We start from the raw sequence: 17,054 nt of genomic DNA on the forward strand, positions 1-17,054 counted from the left end.
CTGCGCCGCGACTCGACGGTAGGCCCTGGACAGCCCAAGATGTGCCCATGAGCACCGTCCAGGTCAGCGTCGATCGCACCAGCCGTACCCCGCTTCACGTCCAGCTCGCCCAGCAGCTGGAGGCAGCGATCCAAGGCGGTGACCTCCCGGTCGGTTCCCGGCTCAGCAACGAGGTGGATCTCGCCGAGGCGTACGGGCTCAGCCGTCCGACGGTGCGGCAGGCCATCGCCCGCCTGGTCGACCAGGGCCTGCTCGTACGCAAGCGCGGCGTCGGTACGCAGGTTGTCGGCAACTCCGGCCAGGTCCGCCGCTCGCTGGAGCTCACCAGCCTGTACGACGATCTCTCCGCAGCGCGCCGCAAGCCGGAGACGGAAGTACTGCGCTTCGGTGTCGCACCGGCGAGCGCTGACGTCGCCGCAGCTCTCCAGTGTGAGGCAGGAGATCGCGTACTGCGCCTGGAGCGCCTCCGCCGGGCGGATGGCGAACCGCTCGCGCTGATGCGCAACTGGTTGCCTCCGGAGATGCTCGACACCGACCCGAGCACCCTGGCCGAGCGCGGCCTGTACGAACTGCTGCGGGCGGAGGGCGTCCGCCTGAAGGTGGCGCACCAGACCATCTCGGCACAGCCCGCGACCGTGGAACAAGCCCGGCTCCTTTCCGAGGAGCCGGGCTGTCCCTTGCTGGCGACCACGCGCATCACCTACGACGATCACGGGCGCGCGGTGGAGTACGGCTCACACCTGTTTCGCGCCTCCCGGTACGCCTTCGAACACACCCTCGTCCACCGCTGACCCACCCCTCGGAGGGTCTGCGGCGGACGAGGGCAAGCCTCAGTTCGTACCGGTTCCCGGGAACTTCCACGCCGGGTCACCGGCCATCGTCAGCAGCTGGTCCTTGCTGAACACCGGCTTCGCGCGGGTGCGCGCTTCCTTCTCCTCCGGCCCGTTGTAGTTGACCATGTCGATCGACCGGCCGTCCGGGTAGTGGATCTCGATCCGGTTGGCGAGAACGCCCATGGCGGCCTGACGCTCGTCCGAGTAGGACGGCTCGTTCGTCGACCAGCGCACCACCGCGCCGTCGGCGCGGACCTCGCAGTGCCGTGCACCACCCTCGTCCGAGCACTTGGTCACCGGCCTCTCGTAGCGCAGCGACACCGCGACCTGCGACACGCCCTTGCCGTCGTTGACGAGGTACGACGCGGCGTTGTGTCCCTCCGTGCCGCCACCCGAGGTCTCGGGGCGGGTGAGCTGCAGACCCTTGGGCAGGACGTTCTTCAAGGTTTGCAGAGTCGCTGTCAACGCAATGGTGGGCTTGCCGGTGCCCGGGTTCTTGGGGTCCGGCTCGGAAGTGCCGACCTGCTCGGGCGGGAAGGCCCACTGATCACTGGACGCGATGGGGGTCAGGTCCTCGACCGTGAAGAGCGGCTCGGGCCGGCTGGTGCGGGCGGCAGTCGGCTGCGGCGCGTTGAGGCTGTAGAGGCTGATTCGTCGACCGTCGGCAGAGGAGATGTTCACCACGGTGTTCTGCACACCGCCGGGGTTGCTCGGCGCGAGGAGGGGGGAGATCGACTCGTTCGTGGTGGAGTAGATGATCGAGCCGTCCGGACGGACCGTGCAGTTGCTGGGCAGGCCTGCGCAGCTCTCGGGTGGCGTGGTGGTGGCCAGCTGGGCGCGGATCAGCGACGCGCCCTTGCCGTCGTCGACGACGACCTCCGCGTAGTGCCATCCGTTGTCGTTCCAGCTTTTCGGAGCCGACAGCTTCAGGTTGCCCGGCAGCAGCTTCGTCAGAATTCCCAGCGTGTGCGCGGGCGTGGCGACAGACGGCTTGGCGGCCGGAGGCTTGGCAGACGGCTTGGCCGACGGCTTGGCCGACGGCGTCCCGGGGCCGGCGACAGGCGGCTGCGATGGCTCGTTGCCGGCGAACAGCTGGGTCCCGCCGATGATGACGCCGGCGGTGGCCACGGCCGCCGTCGCGCCGGTCAAGCTCAGCAGGGCGGTCCGGCGTCGGCGCAGCGCCGCGCCGCGGCGCATTCCCCGCTCGACCAGGTCGGGGGACTCGGGTTCGAGGTTCTCGGTGGCCCGCCGCATCAAGTCGGGCAGCGAGTCGTTCAGGTTGCTCATCGGGGTTTTCTCCTGGGACGTCGGGTCAGAGTGCGATCAGGTGGACGGCGTCGTCGCCGAGAACGGTCCGGAGCCGGTCGAGGGCCCGGGACGTCCTGGTTCTGATCGCACCGGCGTTCTTGCCGAGATCGAGCGCGACCTGTTCGACGCTGCGATCTTCGAAGAACCGCAGCACCAGCACCGCACGATCGAGGGGCGCCAGCTCGGCCAACGCGTTCTGCAACGACACCCGCAGCTCGACGTCGCCGGGGCGTTCGGCCCGTTCCGGCAGTGTCGACGTCGGCTGCTCGGTCCAGCTGCGCCGGCGGCGTTGCGAGATGAACGTGCGCGCCAGCACCGTCTGCGCGTACGCCGGCGGGTTGTCGATCCGCCGGACGCCTCGCCAGGCGCGAAACATCTTCGCCAGCGTCTCCTGGACCAGGTCCTCGGCGTGGTGCCTGTCGCCCGTGAGCAGCCACGCCGTTCGGTACAGATGAGGGGTCCGCGCTCTGGCGAACTCCTCGAAATCGTCCGTCGTCGGTCTCATCACTGCCTTCCGTCGTGGCCTCACCCTGTACGACGCTGCGGTCCACCGGGGGTGTTACACCCGATCCGGCCGAGGTCGGCGGACGCCGTACGGCGTACTGGTTTCTGCAGGAAGCTGCAACGGGGGTGGACCTCACAGTGACCGCGTGGTTACGGTCAGGCGGCCTCTGCCTGCCGGAAGTTGTCCACAGGCCGGGCGGAACGGGTTGGCGCCCGACCCCTCGGGCTTGGGAAGATGGTCGCTCAGGGTGACGAAGTGGTCGCCTTTCCGGAACACCGACGGACACGGGGAGCCGATGACAGCCGACAGAGTCGCCGCACGCCGCAACGGGTTCGGTGGCGCCGTCGAGCTGATCGACGCGCAGGTGCGCGACCTCGTCCGCCGCGAGGGCATCGACCCGCTGCGCGACCCGGCCGCGGTGAACGCGATCGTCGCCACCGTGGTGCGCGAGTACGACGAGCGCAGCCTGACCGGGATCGTGCCGCCGATCGGCGACGTCGAGGCGGTCAGCCGCGAGGTGCACGACCGGGTGGCCGGCTTCGGGCCGCTGCAGCGCTACCTGGACGACCCGGCGGTCGAGGAGATCTGGATCAACGAGCCGTCCCGGGTCTTCATCGCCCGGGAGGGCCGGCACGAGCTGACCACCACCGTGCTGACCGAGGAAGAGGTCGCGGACCTGGTCGAGCGGATGCTGAAGACGACCGGGCGGCGGATCGACGTCTCCCAGCCGTTCACCGACGCCCGGCTGCCGGACGGGAGCCGGGTGCACATCGTGCTCGGCGGCATCACCCAGCGGTACGCCGCGATCAACATCCGCAAGTTCACCGTCCGGGCCACGCGACTGGCCGACCTGGTCGCGCTCGGCTCGCTGACCCCGCATGCCGCCGCGGTGCTGGACGCGGCCGTTGCCGTCGGCCTCAACATCCTCGTCTCCGGCGGGACGCAGGCGGGCAAGACCACGATGCTGAACGCGCTGGCCGGCTCGATCCCCGGCAGTGAGCGGGTGATCAGCTGCGAGGAGGTCTTCGAGATCAAGCTGCCGATCCCCGACTGGGTGTCGATGCAGACCCGGCAGGCCGGGCTGGAGGGCACCGGCGAGGTGCGGCTGCGCGACCTGGTCAAGGAGTCGCTGCGGATGCGGCCGTCGCGGGTGATCGTCGGCGAGGTCCGCGGCGAGGAGTGCCTCGACCTGCTGCTCGCGTTGAACAGCGGATTGCCCGGCATGTGCACGATCCACGCGAACTCGGCCCGCGAGGCGCTGACCAAGATGTGCACGCTCCCGCTGCTGGCGGGGGAGAACATCGGCTCCCGGTTCGTGCTGCCGACGGTGGCGGGCTGTGTCGACCTGGTGGTGCACCTCGGCATCGCGCACGACGGGCAGCGGCGGGTCCGGGAGATCGTTGCCGTCAGCGGGCGGATCGAGGAGCAGACGATCGAGACCGAGACGCTGTTCGGCACGTTCGGCGGCGTGCTGCGGCGAGCCGAGGGGCAACTGCCGCACCCGGAGCGCTTCCAGCAGGCCGGCTACTCCCCGTCCGGTTTGCTCACCGAGTTGCCGCGGGGCGTGAACTGATGGGACTGCTGCTCGGGCTGTTCTTCGGGATCGGCGTGCTGCTGCTCGTCTGGACGTTCGTCGCGCCGCGGGAGGAGAAGGCGAAGACCGACGGGCGGCTGGTCGCCCGCAGCCGGGACCTGCTCGCTCGCGCGGGCGTCGAGGGGGTGACGCCGGGCGCGTTCATCGGGGCCTGCCTGATCACGGGGTTCGTGGCGTTCGTGCTGATGTTCCTGGTGTCGGCGGCCCTGCCGGTCGGCGTGGTCTTCGGGCTGATGGCCGGCGGCGTACCGGTGGCGGTGCTGAAGAGTCGCGCGCGCAAGCGGCTGGCCGAGTTCCGGGAGTTGTGGCCGGACGTGGTGGACAACATCGCCTCCGCGGTCCGGGCCGGGTTGTCGCTGTCCGAGGCGCTGGCGCAGGTGGGCGAGCGTGGACCGTTGCCGCTGCGCGAACCGTTCCGGCGGTTCGGTGCCGACTACGCGTCGACCGGGCGGTTCGCCGAGTCGCTCGACCGGCTGAAGGCGCGGCTGGCGGACCCGGTCGGTGACCGGGTGGTGGAGGCGTTGCGCATCGCCCGCGAGGTCGGCGGCGGCGATCTCGGCCGGCTGCTCCGGTCTCTGTCCAGCTTCCTGCGCGACGACGCCCGCACCAGGTCGGAGCTGGAGTCCCGCCAGTCCTGGTCGGTCAACGGCGCTCGCGTCGCTGTCGCCGCACCCTGGCTGGTGCTTGGTCTGCTGTCTTTCCAGGGTGACGTGATCCAGCGCTACAACTCGCCGGTCGGCGCACTGGTCATCGGTATCGGCGCCGCCGTCTGCGTGCTCGCCTACCGCGTCATGCTCCGCATCGGCCGCCTCCCCGAGCCGGAACGAGTCCTGCGGTGAGGCCGACCGACACGGTGCGTGGGAACGCGCGGCCGACTGAGGAACGAGCAGGTGGTGCGATGAGCCGGGCGGTCGTGGTGATCGGGCGGGCCGTGTCCTGCCGCGGACCAGGGTGGGTGCCGCGATGAGCCCGACGGTTCTGGGCGGCCTGCTCGGTGCGGTGTTCGGGGCCGGTCTGCTGCTGGTGGTTCGGCGGTTGCCGTTCCTGCGCAAGCCGACGGTCGACGACCGGATCGGCCCGTACCTGCGGGACCTGGCCGGCGCCGACGTGTTTCTCGGCGTCACCGACTCGGGCTCACCGTTCCACGCGATGCTGCGGATGTTCGGTCCTTCGTTGCGGGCGGGAGCGGTCCGGCTCGAGCGGATCCTCGGTGGAGCGGCGTCGATCCGGCGCCGGTTGGCTCGGGCGGGCATCGACCGCAGTGTGGAGGAGTTCCGGATCGAGCAGGTGCTGTGGGGGACGGCCGGGTTCGGAGGCGGTCTGCTCGTGTCTCTGATCGCCCTGTCCTTCGGCGCCGGCAACCCTGTCGGCCTGCTGGTGTTCTGCGCCCTGCTTGCCGTCCTCGGCGTCCTGTCGCGGGACACCTATCTGACCGGTCAGGTGCGGAAGCGCGAGCGGCGGTTGCTGGCCGAGCTGCCGACGGTCGCGGAGTTGCTGGCCCTCTCGGTCGCGGCCGGCGAAGGTCCGGCGGCGGCGCTCGACCGGGTGGCCCGTTCGTGCCGGGGCGAGCTGGCCGACGAGCTGCAGCGCGTCCTCGCGGAGACCCGCGCCGGGTCGTCGCTGGTGCGCGCGCTCGACGGACTCGCGGACCGGACGGGCCTGGTCGCGCTGTCCCGGTTCGCCGACGGGCTCGCGGTCGCCCTCGAACGCGGCACCCCGCTGGCCGACGTACTGCGGGCCCAGGCGGGCGACATCCGGGAGGCGAGCCGGCGTGAGCTGATCGAGTCCGGGGCTCGCCGGGAGGTCGCGATGATGGTGCCCGTGGTGTTCCTGGTGCTGCCCGTCACCATCGCCTTCGCCTTCTACCCAGGCGCCGTCGGGATCCGGCTGATCGCCGGATGAACTGAGGAGAAACCATGTCCCTGTTGCTGACCAGACTGTTCCTGTCGCTGGTGCTGACCCCACGCCCCGCCGCGAAGGAGCGCGGCGACGTGCCCGGCTGGGTGCTGATCACGGTGATGACCGCCGGCTTGGTGGTTGCCATCTGGGGGTTCGCCGCCACAGAGCTCAGAGCCATGCTCGAACGCGCCCTGAACTCCGTCACTGGCAAGTGACCTACGTCCCGCCCACCCCGCCCGCGCGATCGGTACGCCGCGTGGCGATGCCTTCTGCCGTTCGCGGCAGGGGGCGTTCCACCGGATGCCGCCGATGGCGGGACCGGCTGCGCCTCGCCGGGCGCGGGCGGGTGCGGGGTGAGCGGGGCGCGGCGGTGGTGGACTTCGTGCTGGTGTCGGTTGTTGTGGTGCCGTTGTTCCTGGGCATTCTGCAGGTGGGGCTGTTCCTCTACCTCCGGAACACGATGACCGCGGCGGCGTCCGAGGGAGCGCACTACGCGGCTGTGCTCAACCGCGACACCGCCGACGGCGCCGACCGGACCCGGCAGCTCGTCGACGGCGTCGTCCGGGACGAGCTGATCGAGTCGGTCACCGCGGAAGAGGTCGACCTCGACGGGCAGCCGGTCGTCCGGGTGGCGATCTCCGCGCACATGCCCGCGCTCGGTTTGTGGGGGCCGGGCATCGACTTCTCCGTCGAGGGGCACGCCATCAAGGAGACCGGCGAATGAGCCGCCGGGAAGCCTGCGCGCGCAAGCAGGTCCGGGACGAGCAGGGTAGTGCGGTGGTGGAGTTCTCCTGGCTGGCGTTGCTGCTGCTGGTGCCGTTGATCTACGTGATGCTCGGGGTATTCGACGTCCAGCGCGCCTCGTACGGCGCGACGGCGGCGACGCGGGCGGCCGGGCGGGCGTTCGTGATCGTGCCGTCGGGGCTGACCGAGGACGACGCGCGGGCGCGGGCGTTCGAGGCGGCGCGGCTGGCGATGAAGGACCAAGGTCTCGAGCTGCAGTCCGGCGACCTGACCATCTCCTGTACGCCGGCTTGTCTGGAGCCAGGCTCCACGGTCACCGTCGAGCTCGACTACCAGGTGCCGCTGCCCTTCATCCCCGAGGCGCTCGGCGGTTCGCGTCCCGCCGTCCAGGTCTCCGCCTCGCACACCGAGCCGTACGGCGACTACCGCGAAGCCAAGGGCACGCCATGAGTCGCCGTACGCCGAGAGCCGGTGCGATCACCGGATCGACAACGCGACGCCGCGTGCCGGCGATGCGGCGGCGGGACGAGCGCGGGCAGATGACGGTGCTGATCATCGGCTTCACCGCGATCGTGCTGCTGATGATTGCCGTGGTCACCGACATCTCGAAGGTGTTCCTGGTGCGGCGTGACCTGGATGCGACCGCCGATGGAGCGGTGCTTGCCGCAGCCAACGGGTTGGCGGCGATCTACGGCCAGACCAGTGCCGGCAGCACTGCGGAGCTGGACGTCGAGCAGGCTCGGCGGCTGGCCGCGGAGTACCTGGACACGGTGGCCGCTAGCAACCGTTTCGACGGGCTGGACTGGTCGGCCGAGGTCACCGGTACCACGGTCACGGTCGAGCTGACGTCGACCGTCGACCTACCGTTCCAGCCGCCCGGGTGGCAGGGATCGGCCGGCATCGCCTCCACCGCGTCCGCCGTCGTTCCCATCCGCTGAACTGCCGGCCGAGTGGGGCACGATGGGTCCATGCGGATCGATCTGACGGGACGACGGGCGCTGGTTTCCGGATCCAGCCAGGGCATCGGGCAGGCGATCGCCACCGAGCTGGCTCGGGCGGGAGCGAGTGTGGTGGTGAACGGACGGGACCAGGACAGGACCGAACGGGCCGCGGAGGCGATCGCCCGGGAGGTGCCCTCGGCCGAGTTGCTGCCGGTGGCGGCGGATCTGGCGTCCGCGGACGGGGCCGAGGCGCTGCGGGAACGTGCCGGGGAGCTGGACATCCTGGTCAACAACCTCGGCATCTTCGGCGCCAAGCCGGTGCTGGAGATCGAGGACGACGAGTGGCGCCGGTACTTCGAGGTGAACGTGCTGTCGGCGGTGCGGCTGATCCGGATGTACCTCCCGGGCATGACGGAGCGCGGGTTCGGGCGGGTGATGAACATCGCGAGCGACTCGGCGGTGGTGACGCCGCTGGAGATGGTGCACTACGGGGTCACGAAGACGGCGCTGCTGGCGGTGACGCGGGGGTTCGCGAAGGCGGCGGCGGGGACCGGAGTGACGGTGAACTCGGTGATGGCGGGGCCGACGCACACGCCGGGGGTGGAGGAGTTCGTGGGCGAGCTGGTCGGCGAGGAGCTGCCCTGGGACGAGGCGCAGCGGCAGTTCATGCGGGAGCACCGGCCGTACTCGTTGATCCAGCGGCTGATCGAGCCGACGGAGATCGGGAACATGGTGGTCTATCTGAGCTCGGAGCAGGCGTCGGCGACGACTGGTGGGGCGGTGCGGGTCGATGGCGGGTACGTCGACTCGATCTTGCCGTAGACGACCTGGAGAGCGGTTACCTCGTCAGTTGGCCGCAGGCCTGCCGCGAGCTGACCGGCGGATACCGGCACCGGTGGATTCCGGTGCGGCACGCGGAGCGGGTACGCTGCTTGGTTGTGGCTGGACTGGATTTTGACGCGGAGCTCAAGCAGCTCGACGCGACGTTGACCTCGATCGAGAAGGTGCTCGATCTGGACGCGCTGCGCCGGGAGATCGCCGACCTCGGGGAGCAGGTCGCCGCTCCCGACCTGTGGGACGACCAGGCGAACGCGCAGAAGGTGACGTCGCGGCTGTCCAGCCTGCAGGCCGACGTGGAGCGGGTGACCAACCTGCGCAGCCGGATCGACGACCTCGGCGTGATGATCGAGCTGTCCCGCGAGGAGAACGACGCGGACAGCCTGGCCGAGTCGGAGAAGGAGATCGCGGCGCTGGCCAAGTCGATCCAGTCCCTCGAGGTCCGCACGCTGCTGTCCGGCGAGTACGACGAGCGCGAGGCCCTGGTGACGATCCGCTCCGGCGCGGGTGGTGTCGACGCCGCCGACTTCGCCGAGATGCTGCAGCGGATGTACCTGCGCTGGGCCGAGCGGCACGGCTACCCGACCGAGGTCTACGACACGTCGTACGCCGAGGAGGCGGGGCTCAAGTCGACCACCTTCGGCGTCAAGGCGCCGTACGCCTACGGCACGCTCAGCGTCGAGTCGGGCACCCACCGGCTGGTCCGGATCTCCCCGTTCGACAACCAGGGCCGCCGGCAGACCTCGTTCGCCGCGGTCGAGGTCGTCCCGGTGCTGGAGCAGACCGACGAGATCGACGTGCCCGAGGAGGAGCTGCGGATCGACGTGTACCGCTCGTCCGGCCCGGGTGGTCAGAGCGTCAACACCACCGACTCCGCGGTCCGGATCACCCACCTGCCGACCGGCACCGTCGTCTCCTGCCAGAACGAGAAGTCCCAGCTGCAGAACAAGGCCAGCGCGATGGTCATTCTCAAGGCCAAGCTGCTCGCGCTGAAGAAGGCCGAGGAGCGGGCCCAGATCGACGCGCTGCGCGGTGACGTGCAGGGCTCGTGGGGTGACCAGATGCGGTCCTACGTGCTGCACCCGTACCAGATGGTGAAGGACCTGCGCACGCAGTACGAGTCGGGCAACACCTCCGGGGTGTTCGACGGCGAGATCGACGACTTCGTCGAGGCCGGTATCCGCTGGCGCCGGACCGGCCAGACGGTCGCCGACCAGAACTGACGTGCCGGTCCCGGAGACGCTGCGCGCGGACTGCGGCAACTGCTTCGGGCTCTGCTGCGTCGCGCTGACCTTCGCGCGGTCGGCCGATTTCGCGATCGACAAGGCGGCCGGTGAGCCGTGCGTCAATCTCCAGGACGACTACCGCTGCGGCATCCACCAGAAGTTGCGCGGCGCCGGGTTCCCAGGCTGCACGGTGTACGACTGCTTCGGCGCCGGGCAGAAGCTGTCGAAGCTGGCCGGCGTGAGCTGGCGCGAGCAGCCCGGGCAGGAGATGTTCGCGGCGCTGCCGATCATGCGGCAGCTGCACGAGCTGCTCTGGTACCTGACGGATGCCGAGCAGCGGCCGGAGACCGCGCCGATCCGCGCTGAGCTCCGGCAGAGCCTTCGCCACGTCGAGGGCCTCACTCTGCAGCCGGTGCTGGACGTTGACCTGGCCAAGGAGCGCTCCAGCGTCAACGAGCTGCTCGTCAGGACCAGTGAGCTCGTCCGCGGCAAGCAGAGCAAGAAGAAGGAACGCCGCGGCGCCGATCTCGTCGGCGCTCGCCTCGGCAAGGCCGATCTCAGCCGCGCCAACCTGCGCGGGGCCTACCTGATCGCCGCGGACCTGGCCGGCGCCGATCTCCGCCTGGCGGATCTGATCGGCGCCGATCTGCGCGACTGCGACCTCCGGGGTGCTGATCTCACCGGGGCGCTCTTCGTCACCCAGTCCCAGGTCAACGCGGCGCAGGGAGACAGCTCCACCCGCATCCCCGCGAGCCTGCTCCGCCCCACGCACTGGCAGTAGGGCGTGTCTCCCAATTCCCCGTCTACTGCGCGGCACTCGACACGGCACTTGCCGTCGCGCGTGTACCCGTTCGTGTCGCTACTGGCTCAGCGATCCAGCCGGTCGAGTACGGCGGCGCGTGTCCGCTGGGCCGCCGCGTCGAGGTTCAGCCCCGACAGCGTCGATGCCGAGCAGAACGTGTCCCGCCTGGGCAGGGTTCCGTCGACCAGATAGGTGGTGGTCAGGTTGAGCGCGCACGGGTTGTCGTCGTACACGTAGACGCCGTGTTCACCCGCGTCGACGCTCACCAGCCGGGCCCGGTGCCCGAACGCCTTGCGCAGCAGCACTCCGCCGAGATGCGGGGTGGCGGGGTCACGCAGGTTCTGCAGGATCAGGACGTTGGCCGGTCCGTCCTTCGTGATCCGCACGGGCGGTTCGGCCGGCCGAGGCCAGTAGGCGCAGGGACTGATGTTCGCGCCGGCGGCACCGAACATCGGGAAGCGCTTGCGATCCCTGGCGACATCTCGCTGGTAGGTCGCGACGTCCGTGGGCCAGGCTGTGTCGTTGCAGGTGACCGCAAGGAACGAGGAGAAGGCATTGTCGTACGGCGACGGTGCCGCGCCTGCGGTGCCTGGGCCGGCGCTCAACCCAGGCAAGGCGCGGACAGCCGGCATCCGGCCGTCCGCCCGCTGGCGCTGGACGGCCGCGTCGTCGGAGCCGGCCAGCGACTGCCAGATCTGGGCCGTCAGCGGGAACCTCGAATCGCCGTACAACCCGGCGAACACGTAGAGCCGGAAGGTCGCACCGTCGATTCCGTCGACGGGCTTGCGATCCAGTTGTTCGGCGAGGGCGAAGAAGTTCCTTCGCACCTCGGCCGGGGTCCGGCCGAGACCGTAGCCGGCGTGGCGCGCAGCCGCGAACTTCGCGAAGTCGGGGAACCGCTGCTCCATGCCCGGCCCGAATCGCCGCACGGCGGCACGATCCAGGGAGGTGGTGCCGGGGTTGCTGTCCAGCACGATCCGGTCGGTCCGCTCGCGGAACATCGAGGCATAGGCCGAGCCCAGCGCCGAACCGTAGGAGGCTCCGAAGAAGCTGATCTTCTGCTCGCCGAGCGCGATCCGGATCTGGTCCATGTCGCGGGCGGTGTTGGCCGTCGAAATATGCGGCAGCAACCCCTGCTTGTCGTTGGCGGCGCATTGAGCGGCCACCCGCTGGACGATCTTGGCCTGCCTGACGACGGCGGCCGAGTTCTCGGCGTACGGCGGGATGTTGGCGGCGTACTCGTCGTCGGCCCGGAAGCCGCAGCTCACGGGTGACGAGTGGCCAACGCCGCGCGGGTCCATGCCGATCAGGTCGTACGCCGCGGAGACGGTCGCCGGTAGTCCCAACGCGACCAGTTCAGCGGGCTGTGCCACACCTGATCCGCCCGGGCCGCCCGGGTTGAGCAGCAGAACACCTCGCCGGCCGGCCGGCTTCGGGCTGGCCAGCCGGGAGATCAAGATTTCGATCTTCCGGCCGTCGGGCTTGGAGTAGTCCAGCGGCACCGGCACCTTCGCGCACTGCAACTGCGGAGCCCCTGGCGCCACACCGGTCGGACACTTGCCCCAGGCCGGCTTCACCGGCTCGGCAGCGGCATGGGGAATTCTGGTCTCTTCAGCGATCGCCGGCGCGGCGGTGATCAACGTCCCGCCGAGACCAGCAGTGACCACCAATGCCAGCCCCGCACGAGCGACTCGTCGACAACGCATTTTCGGTCCTCTCTCTCGTTCGTCCACGAGCCCACTCCAGACCGTGCCGCTAGGGCACGGTCAAATCCCCGTCCCAGCCCACGTCAGGGGCGACGTAGTGCCGCCGCCGTGTCAGCCACTCCCAGCGCGGGTGCCGAAGGTGGCGAGGTGCTCAAGTCCTCGATGGCATCCGTTGGGGCGGCGAGGCACAGAGGCTCGCCGGTGGGTGACGTGTCAACGGCGGCTCGGCCGGGACGATGACGTCCTTCGCGATCCGCTCGCGTGCCGCGAGCGGCCGGCGCCGTACGCCGGGACTTCGGCGCGAGGAGGTCCCGGCCGGGGGCAGCTAGAAAGCTGCGCGGTTAGACGAGAGGTTGCCGTCGCGATGAGGCCCGGGCCGGCCCTGGGGGCGGAGGCCGGCCCGGGACGGCTCAGCTGGTCGGGAAGTCGTCCGGGGTGCGGATCCGGTCGCGGACCCAGACGCCGGCGGGCTTCAGCACGCTGGTGCCGGTGAACGAGTTCCCGGCGCAGGTGCCTTGGATGAAGACGGCGCCGGAGCGGAAGTCGTCGGAGAAGTTCCAGTTGGTCCAGCCGATCTTCTTGCTGGCCAGGAAGTCGAGGTACTTCTGCGCGGAGGTGAAGTCGTTGCCGCCGTCACCGGTGTAGGTCTGGGTGCCGAACTCGGTGACGAACAGCGGGATCCGGTCCGCGGCTCGGGCCAGGGCGTTGAAGTACTCGTCCTGGTGCGACGCGGCGTAGAAGTGGAAGGTGTACATGAAGTTCGTCGCGTTGATCGGGTTGTTGACGATGTCGGCCTCGGTCCGCCCGTCCGAGATGCCGAGCGAGGCCCAGCCGTGGGTGCCGACGAAGACCACGCTGTCGGGGTCCTTGGCGCGGATCACCGGGATCATCTGCTCGGCGTACGACTTGATGCCGGCCCAGGAGACGTTGTTCGGCTCGTTGGCGATGTCGTAGATGATGTTGGTCTTGAACTTGTGCCGATCGGCGATCTCGGTGAAGAACGTCTTGGCCAGCGCCAGGTTGGCGTTCGGGTCACCCGGGTCGAGCTGGTGCCAGTCGACCAGCGCGTAGAGGCCGCGCCGGGTGGCCTCCTCGATGTAGTGGTGCACCAGGTCGGTGAACCGCCGCGGGTCGGTCTGGTAACCGCCCTCCTGAACGTACATCGAGATGCGCAGGATGTCGGCTTTCCAGTCGTTGGCCAGGGCATCGAGCGAGGCGGTCTTGACGCAGTGGCTGTACCACTGCAGGCCGTGCGTGCTCATTCCGCGCAGCTGGATCGGCTTGCCGTACTGGTTGCACAGCTTGGTGCCGCAGACCCGGAGCTGGCCGTTGATCGCGACCGGGGTGGTGGCGGCGACCGTGTCGACGGTGAGCGAGTCGGCCGTCGGGCCGACGCCTGGGGAGATCGCGGCGTTCACGGACTCGTAGCGGACGGGGGCGGCGGAACTGGTGGTCGCGGTCGTGGTGACCAGGGCGGTGGCGGTCAGCAGCACACTGACTGCCAGCGCCGACCAGCGGGTACGCGTCATCCCGGAGTGCCTCCTACTTCGCCGGGGGCGGTGGACGGAGTGAGGACCTGATAGGAAGGTTTCCTAATAGTTGTCCGGGAACTTAGCCTCGATGCTCCGCGCTGTCAATCGGTGACGGAGAGTGTCGGCACGCCGCGGTCTTGTGCTCGCCGGTCGGGCTGTCGTTGTCAGACTCTTCTCCGGCTCAGGCGGTGTCGCGCTCGGCCCACGCGGCTTGCAGCGCCGCCAGCGTGACCGCGACGGCGGGCCGTCGGGCGGTCGCCGTTCGCCACAGGGCGTAGATGCGGCGGCTCGGCGCCGGCTGCAGCGGTACGGCGACGACGCCGGGCGGCAGTGGTCCCCGGCCCAACCGCGGGAGCAGGCCGATACCGATGCCTCGGGCAAGCATCGCGACTTGGGTCTGGTACTCCGCGACCGAGTACGCCACCTCCGGCTCGACGCCGGCCTTGCGCATCGTCCGGACCAGCCAGTCGTGGCAGATCGTGCCGGCCGGCTGGCAGATCCAGCGCTCGCCGACCAGGTCGGTCGCGCGCACGAACTCCTTGCCCGCCAGGCGATGGGTGGCCGGTACGAGGATGTCCGCGGGATCCGTGCCGAGCTTCAGCCGGGACAGTTCCTCCGGCAGCGCGAGTGGGGTGTTGTGCCAGTCGTGCACGACCGCCACGTGGATCTCGCCGCGGTGCACCGCCGTCACCGCGTCGAAGGGGTCCATCTCGACGACGCGCACGTCCAGGGCCGGATGGCCGTCGATCAGCCCGGGGAGCGCGGCCGGGAGAAGTCCTCTGGCCGCCGTGGCGAAGGCGGCGACGACCAGTTCGCCGATCGCCTGGCCGCGGTGCTCCTCCAGTCGCAGCTCGGCGTCCTCGACGAGTTCCAGCACCTTCGACGCGGTGGCGACGAGTTCCTGGGCGGCGTCGGTGAGCACGATGCCCCGGCCGCGCTTCTCCAGCAGGGTCGTCCGGGTTTCCCGCTCCAGCTTGGCCAGCTGCTGAGAGACCGCAGAGGGCGTGTAGCCGAGAGCATCCGCCGCGCCGCCGACCGAGCCGTACACCGCGACGGCGTGCAGAGCGCGCAACCGACCGAGATCCATCATTAAGTACTCCTGCACTGTCAGTGGTAGTAATGTGCGCTGGTTCTAAACTGTAAGCCCACCCAGACTGAGGCCATGCGTCCTCGTCACGTGCTGCTCGCGCTCACCGTCGTCCTGGTCTGGGGAGTGAACTTCGTCGTGATCGAGGTGGGTCTCGAGGACTTCCCGCCGCTGCTGTTCTCGGCTCTGCGCTTCTTCTTCGCGGCGGTGCCGGCGATCTTCGTGCTGGGCCGGCCGCCGGTCGCGTGGCGATACGTGATCGCAGTAGGACTGGCACTCGGAGTGGCCAAGTTCGGGCTGGTGTTCGTGGCGATGGACCGCGGTGTGCCGGCCGGCCTGGCTTCGCTGGTCCTGCAGTGCCAAGTGATCTTCACGGTGATCTTCGCGGTTCTACTGCTCGGGGAGCGCCCGCGCCGGCCGCAGCTGGCCGGGATTGCCGTCGCCTGCGCCGGATTGCTGCTGATCGTGCTCGACCGCGGTCTCACGGCGCCGCTCGGTGCGCTGCTGCTGGTGATCGCCGCGGGTGCCTGCTGGGGCGTCTCGAACACCGTGACCCGGCACGCCAAGCCGCAGGACACCCTGCGCTTCATGGTCTGGGTGAGTGCCGTGGCAGTTCTTCCACTGGGCGGCCTGTCGCTGCTGGTCGAAGGACCGCGTGCCGATCTGGAGGCGCTGCGGGGAATCGACCTGACCGGAGCCGGCGCACTGGCATTCCTGGCCTTCGTGGCGACGCTGTTCGGGTTCGGTGTCTGGGGCTTCCTGCTGCGCGTGTACGACGCCAGCACGGTCGCGCCGTTCTCGCTGCTGGTCCCGGTGGTCGGGATGGGCGCGGCCTGGCTGCTGCGCGGTGAAGCCGTCGGGCTGCAGCAGGGCATCGCGGCGCTGCTGATCATCGGCGGCATGGCCTGTACGGTGATCCGCCGCCGACCCCGTACCGAGGCAGACTCGGTCGAGTGGATGCTCAGCAAGTCAGCCGCCTGACCACCCGCTGGACCGAAGCACTGCCCGGTGACGGCAGCACGGTGCTCTCCGGCTACGGGGCCGCGCCGCTGCTCGCCGTACTCGGCTCTGTCGCTGTTGAGCCAGCTCGCTCAGAGCTGATGGCCGCGGGTGGGCAATGGGCAGGACTGCTACCCGGTACGCCGGAGCTGCGGGCAGCCATCGGGCTGTGGACCCGGCCGGAGGTTCCGCTGGAGCCGGGGCTGGACCAGGTGATTCCGGCTCAGCTCCGCGGTGTGCTGACCGGGCGTCAGGCGCTGGACCGTTGGGTGGTCGAGCAGACGGACGGGCTGCTGGAGCGCATGCCGGTCCAGCTCACAGCGGAGACACTGCTGGTCCTGGCATCCGCGCTGGCTGTCCGGACCACCTGGGCGCAGCCGTTCGAGGCGTGGGAGCGAGGAGTCGGCGGCCGGTCGGTGTGGTGGTTGTCGCGGGTCGATCCGGATCTCAGCACCGTCCGGTGCCACGACACGGCAAACGGCGCGATGACGGCGGTCACCGTGCGGGGGAGCGGCGCCATCGACGTTCGGCTGGTCGTCGCGGACCCGGCTGTCGCGCGCAACAAGGTTCTCGCTGCGGCGGTTGGACTTGGTGAGGGCGGCGCTGACGCAGTCCGGTTGCTGGAGGGTTTGCCGTCCCCGGCGGTGTCCGTGGTGGAGACCATGGATCCGCAACCGACGGTGACCTTGTCGGTGCCGTACTTCGAGGTCGATGCCGAGCACGATCTGCTGGCGTGCCCGGAGGTGTTCGGGCTGGTCACCGCGTCGGACCCGCGGCGGGGGCACTTCCCGGGGCTGAGTTCGATGCCGTTGGCTGTGAGTCAGGCGAAGCAGGCGGTGATGGCGCGGTTCTCGGCGACCGGGTTCGAGGCGGCCGCGGTGACGGCGATTCCGGCCGTGGCCGGGTCCGCGCCGATCCCTGGGGCCCGAGGGCTCAGGGTGGACCTGGACCGGCCGTTCGCGTTCGTCGCGGTGCACCGGCCGACGGGTACGCCGCTCGTCGCCGGCTGGGCCGACGAGTCGGCGTACAAGGTGGTGTGAA

At 70.0% G+C, this 17,054-nt stretch carries 18 protein-coding genes; 13 read left to right on the forward strand and 5 right to left on the reverse strand.

Translation table 11 applies throughout. From position 1 onward, the window contains the following. The first annotated feature begins 47 nt into the window (after positions 1-47). Positions 48-791 carry a GntR family transcriptional regulator gene (locus tag KFLA_RS08390; protein WP_012919351.1) on the forward strand — a complete coding sequence of 248 codons (744 nt, stop codon included), beginning with the start codon at positions 48-50 and terminating at the stop codon, positions 789-791. Positions 792-830: 39 nt separating this feature from the next. Here the strand turns inward: KFLA_RS08390 and KFLA_RS08395 are convergent, their stop codons facing one another. Further along, entirely contained in the window at positions 831-2,120 is a 1,290-nt protein-coding gene (locus tag KFLA_RS08395) for a hypothetical protein (RefSeq protein ID WP_012919352.1), read from the reverse strand. Between the two features lie 25 nt (positions 2,121-2,145). Beyond that, the gene (locus KFLA_RS08400) at positions 2,146-2,646 is read right to left on the reverse strand and encodes a SigE family RNA polymerase sigma factor (protein WP_012919353.1); all 501 of its coding nucleotides are present in this window, start codon (positions 2,644-2,646) and stop codon (positions 2,146-2,148) included. 295 nt (positions 2,647-2,941) lie between these two features. Here KFLA_RS08400 and KFLA_RS08405 point away from each other — a divergent pair, with 295 nt between their 5' ends. The 10 genes from KFLA_RS08405 to KFLA_RS08450 all read left to right on the forward strand — a co-directional run bounded on the left by KFLA_RS08405 (position 2,942) and on the right by KFLA_RS08450 (position 10,668). Next, a complete protein-coding gene (locus KFLA_RS08405; RefSeq protein ID WP_012919354.1) occupies positions 2,942-4,219 on the forward strand; it encodes a TadA family conjugal transfer-associated ATPase in 1,278 nt (425 codons plus the stop codon). Next, on the forward strand, positions 4,219-5,079 hold the full coding sequence (locus tag KFLA_RS08410; RefSeq protein ID WP_012919355.1) for a type II secretion system F family protein: 861 nt from the start codon (positions 4,219-4,221) through the stop codon (positions 5,077-5,079). Before KFLA_RS08405 ends, KFLA_RS08410 begins: the two co-directional genes overlap by 1 nt. A 124-nt stretch (positions 5,080-5,203) precedes the next feature. Beyond that, entirely contained in the window at positions 5,204-6,142 is a 939-nt protein-coding gene (locus KFLA_RS08415) for a type II secretion system F family protein (RefSeq protein ID WP_012919356.1), read from the forward strand. Between the two features lie 14 nt (positions 6,143-6,156). After that, positions 6,157-6,354, forward strand: a complete 198-nt coding sequence (locus KFLA_RS08420) for a hypothetical protein (protein ID WP_012919357.1) — start codon at positions 6,157-6,159, stop codon at positions 6,352-6,354. Positions 6,355-6,485: 131 nt separating this feature from the next. Continuing rightward, a complete protein-coding gene (locus tag KFLA_RS08425) occupies positions 6,486-6,863 on the forward strand; it encodes a TadE family protein (RefSeq protein WP_012919358.1) in 378 nt (125 codons plus the stop codon). Then, positions 6,860-7,333, forward strand: coding sequence for a hypothetical protein (locus tag KFLA_RS08430; RefSeq protein ID WP_012919359.1), 474 nt, complete (start codon positions 6,860-6,862; stop codon positions 7,331-7,333). Before KFLA_RS08425 ends, KFLA_RS08430 begins: the two co-directional genes overlap by 4 nt. Then, positions 7,330-7,821: a pilus assembly protein TadG-related protein gene (locus KFLA_RS08435; protein ID WP_237706752.1), complete on the forward strand. Its 492-nt coding sequence runs from the start codon at positions 7,330-7,332 to the stop codon at positions 7,819-7,821. The genes KFLA_RS08430 and KFLA_RS08435 overlap by 4 nt, the downstream gene beginning before the upstream one ends. A gap of 30 nt (positions 7,822-7,851) precedes the next feature. Continuing rightward, positions 7,852-8,646, forward strand: coding sequence for an SDR family NAD(P)-dependent oxidoreductase (locus KFLA_RS08440; RefSeq protein ID WP_012919361.1), 795 nt, complete (start codon positions 7,852-7,854; stop codon positions 8,644-8,646). A gap of 116 nt (positions 8,647-8,762) precedes the next feature. Next, a complete protein-coding gene (prfB, locus tag KFLA_RS08445) occupies positions 8,763-9,884 on the forward strand; it encodes a peptide chain release factor 2 (RefSeq protein ID WP_012919362.1) in 1,122 nt (373 codons plus the stop codon). Between the two features lies 1 nt (position 9,885). After that, positions 9,886-10,668 carry a pentapeptide repeat-containing protein gene (locus tag KFLA_RS08450; RefSeq protein WP_012919363.1) on the forward strand — a complete coding sequence of 261 codons (783 nt, stop codon included), beginning with the start codon at positions 9,886-9,888 and terminating at the stop codon, positions 10,666-10,668. Positions 10,669-10,754: 86 nt separating this feature from the next. Here KFLA_RS08450 and KFLA_RS08455 read toward each other — a convergent pair whose 3' ends face one another. The 3 genes from KFLA_RS08455 to KFLA_RS08465 all read right to left on the reverse strand — a co-directional run bounded on the left by KFLA_RS08455 (position 10,755) and on the right by KFLA_RS08465 (position 15,017). After that, on the reverse strand, positions 10,755-12,356 hold the full coding sequence (locus KFLA_RS08455) for an alpha/beta hydrolase (RefSeq protein WP_041289211.1): 1,602 nt from the start codon (positions 12,354-12,356) through the stop codon (positions 10,755-10,757). A gap of 449 nt (positions 12,357-12,805) precedes the next feature. Beyond that, the gene (locus KFLA_RS08460) at positions 12,806-13,924 is read right to left on the reverse strand and encodes a glycoside hydrolase family 5 protein (protein WP_012919365.1); all 1,119 of its coding nucleotides are present in this window, start codon (positions 13,922-13,924) and stop codon (positions 12,806-12,808) included. 184 nt (positions 13,925-14,108) lie between these two features. Beyond that, entirely contained in the window at positions 14,109-15,017 is a 909-nt protein-coding gene (locus KFLA_RS08465; protein ID WP_012919366.1) for a LysR family transcriptional regulator, read from the reverse strand. Between the two features lie 72 nt (positions 15,018-15,089). Here KFLA_RS08465 and KFLA_RS08470 point away from each other — a divergent pair, with 72 nt between their 5' ends. Both KFLA_RS08470 and KFLA_RS08475 read left to right on the forward strand, forming a co-directional pair. After that, positions 15,090-15,995 (forward strand): EamA family transporter, encoded by a 906-nt coding sequence (locus KFLA_RS08470; protein WP_012919367.1) that lies wholly within the window; start codon positions 15,090-15,092, stop codon positions 15,993-15,995. Then, positions 15,968-17,053, forward strand: a complete 1,086-nt coding sequence (locus tag KFLA_RS08475) for a serpin family protein (RefSeq protein WP_041289212.1) — start codon at positions 15,968-15,970, stop codon at positions 17,051-17,053. Before KFLA_RS08470 ends, KFLA_RS08475 begins: the two co-directional genes overlap by 28 nt. Position 17,054: the final 1 nt, after the last annotated feature.

The sequence above is a fragment of the Kribbella flavida DSM 17836 genome (genome assembly GCF_000024345.1).
Classification (GTDB): domain Bacteria; phylum Actinomycetota; class Actinomycetes; order Propionibacteriales; family Kribbellaceae; genus Kribbella; species Kribbella flavida.